The organism is Nitrosomonas mobilis (assembly GCF_900103035.1).
GTDB lineage: Bacteria > Pseudomonadota > Gammaproteobacteria > Burkholderiales > Nitrosomonadaceae > Nitrosomonas > Nitrosomonas mobilis.
This window is the reverse complement of the sequence record NZ_FMWO01000112.1, coordinates 1-2,420: the sequence shown is the minus strand read 5'-3', so window position 1 is coordinate 2,420 and position 2,420 is coordinate 1. Positions and strand designations below refer to the sequence as shown.

At 49.2% G+C, this 2,420-nt stretch carries 4 protein-coding genes; 1 reads left to right on the top strand and 3 read right to left on the bottom strand.

Annotated elements, in window-relative coordinates; translation table 11 throughout:
- Positions 1-272: hypothetical protein (locus NSMM_RS16250; protein ID WP_218121156.1), on the bottom strand; the 272-nt coding region annotated here is incomplete at its 3' end.
- Between the two features lie 17 nt (positions 273-289).
- Positions 290-469 carry a hypothetical protein gene (locus NSMM_RS15410; protein ID WP_143001910.1) on the bottom strand — a complete coding sequence of 60 codons (180 nt, stop codon included), beginning with the start codon at positions 467-469 and terminating at the stop codon, positions 290-292.
- Between the two features lie 445 nt (positions 470-914).
- On the opposite strand from NSMM_RS15410, the gene NSMM_RS14915 reads away from it, so the two are divergent.
- Complete coding sequence (locus NSMM_RS14915) at positions 915-1,766, top strand: hypothetical protein (protein ID WP_218121155.1); 852 nt, start codon at positions 915-917, stop codon at positions 1,764-1,766.
- A gap of 54 nt (positions 1,767-1,820) precedes the next feature.
- On the opposite strand, the gene NSMM_RS14910 is transcribed toward NSMM_RS14915, so the two are convergent.
- A partial coding sequence (locus NSMM_RS14910; protein WP_143001862.1) for an IS1595 family transposase occupies positions 1,821-2,420 on the bottom strand: 600 nt, incomplete at its 5' end.

The window sequence follows — 2,420 nt, the reverse complement described above, 5'->3', positions numbered from 1 at the left end:
TCCGCCACCACTCGCTGTACAGGATCATGTCGACGGCCATACCCCGCGCCCAATTCCATCAAAAGAACCTGTGCCAACCAGCTCAACACGCAGTGGTTGAAAATCAGCCCCACAATGAATGGCACCGACCGGAAGAAACCACCTTGTATCGGTTGGTGCAAGAGTACATCGGAACTTTCTTTGCACAGGTTGAGACGGAAAGCCGGTTCAGGGTTGCCCGACTTTGTTAAAGACGAATTTGAGGCATTGCTTGAATGTGGCTTCTGGCCCATGGGTTCTTACGCCTGCGTTATACAACAAGCTGCGCCCACGCCCACGGCTTTAGCCTGCATGCCTCTGGGTGCGTTGCGCCATGAATCAGCGCAAGGAACGGAAGCACCTGTGACGTTACATTACGCGACCGGCAATTGCCAATGAGCGGCTGGCCGCGGCAGTTCTCAGGCCAAGGCTCAGCCTCATTCGTTTCCATGGCGTGCTCGTGCCCAACGCGCAGCTTCGTTCTGAGATTATTCTCGACAGCAGGAAAAACAAAAGTGATCCATCCTGCACGAATGATGCTGTGCCACCTTCCTCGGCTTCCGTGCGTATCAGTTGCCTTGTTGTTATGAAGGGAGAAAGACAGTGCGCGGGAATGGTTCAGATATATTCACCAATGCGGTCAACATGAGTAGTCAATTGGGTTGGAAGGGGTGCATTATTAAAGTTAATGAGTAGGCGAACACACTTCTATTAGAGGTCTAAGCTAAAAACTGGGCTTCTCATTTATTACGTCGTAACATTCCGCCCATCGCAAGCGGATTTTCCGATAGATATTTTTCTCCAAGGATGATTCGCTGCCGGTTTAAGGCAGCGTGCCAATTGTCCTTAGCAATTACAGCGAGCAGAGTCGAAAAACGCAACTCTATATGCAGATCATGACCGAGCGAGAGAAATCCGATACGTCCATACGAGAAAGAATGTTTGATACTCTCTTGACTAAATATCTTGGGGCGTTTACCGATGATGAGCTCGATTCGGAAATATCTTTCAGGAAGCGCATTATGTTTCTTGATCTCCTAAGTCTGAACTTCCAAGAGTACCTCAACGCGAAGCCTCTGTTCGAGGATCTCAACGGTCGTCTAGACCGCGCCATCCGGAATACCACACATTCGACTGAAAAAGAAACCTTTCTGGCTTTGCAGAACGAGGTAAAGAAAGTTGCTGCAAGGGTTGCCTCAAAACAGACCGCTGCACTCTCATCAATAGGCCTGACAAGGGAGCTATCCTTAGACACTCAAGATATGTCTCTTCGCTGTGTGCGGTTATATGATGTCACGGGGCGCAAAGAGATTCAGGATGGTAAAGCTGTATCCTTAATTGACATTACCGACCATGTGCCATGCAGTGAGATAAAGCCAGCTGAGGCGGGCTTGACTGATGTTGCCCAGCAGGCCCAGGGGTCTCCCTCCATTGACATTGAGCTTATTGAGCTGGGCGATACCAGTGCGACTGTTGAGATTACGCCTTATGAAGAGTTTTTCAATCAGGACGGCGTTCTGACAAGCATGAAGCAAGGCAGGCGAATGGTGTTTGAGGTATCTTTTTTTGATTTGCCATATATGGACAATACGGAATTGTTTGATGGAAGCAGGTTTTCATTGGTCCTTAAGGAAATGGCTCTGGGCGAGGGTGCCGCGAAATTTTCGGCGGTTATCTTTAAGGAGGGATTCATGACTTTACGAGATCGGCCTTTGTTCGAGGAGATGCTTCGTACTCTGCAAAAGTAGGGTGCTAATAAAAAAGACTCTAAAGTTTCACGGCATTTATCTGTTTAATCAAGGCTATGTCTGCATTAATAGTTGAAACTGATTTTCTCGTCCGAGAGCGGCCTGGAGACCAATGATTGGCGAGTTGTGCCCACCCCAACGTTCCAGCCATCTACGCCAGCCCAGGTAATTTTCCAGGTATTTGGTTGCGACCCCATGAAATCTTTTCATCCACTGTTTAAGTCTGCTGTCGTAGGCATTAACATTCTGGATATGGTAAACACCAGCAATGACTCGAATTCCAGCAGAGAGATTGACGGGGCGATGGGTAATTCCGAGGCTATGAGCCACAGACCGGTAGACGGCAGCGCCATCACTACAGAAAATGGCATCTTTTGCCAGGATAGCCCGCAAAGGCGGCTCAATTGTCTTTTTATCAAGCGCATTCAACATGAAATCTGCTGTTGCACCAGAGCGGTCGCGTACTACCAACACCGGCACCTGGTCTTTGCCTGTTCCACGTACATGGATTTGCTTGCCGCGTTTACGCGGTGGACGATTCAGGTGGCGTTGACCTTTGCAGGAAGAGGGAAAAAAGGTCTCATCCGCCTCAATGATTCCTTGCAAGTGGTTGGCTTTAGTAGCCGCCGGCAAAGTCAGGAACCGATGGCGCCA

Excerpts from the sequence above, each read along its gene's own strand:
- NSMM_RS15410 (WP_143001910.1), bottom strand. The coding sequence starts at position 469 with ATGGAAACGAATGAGGCTGAGCCTTGGCCTGAGAACTGCCGCGGCCAG.
- NSMM_RS14915 (WP_218121155.1), top strand. The coding sequence starts at position 915 with ATGACCGAGCGAGAGAAATCCGATACGTCCATACGAGAAAGAATGTTT.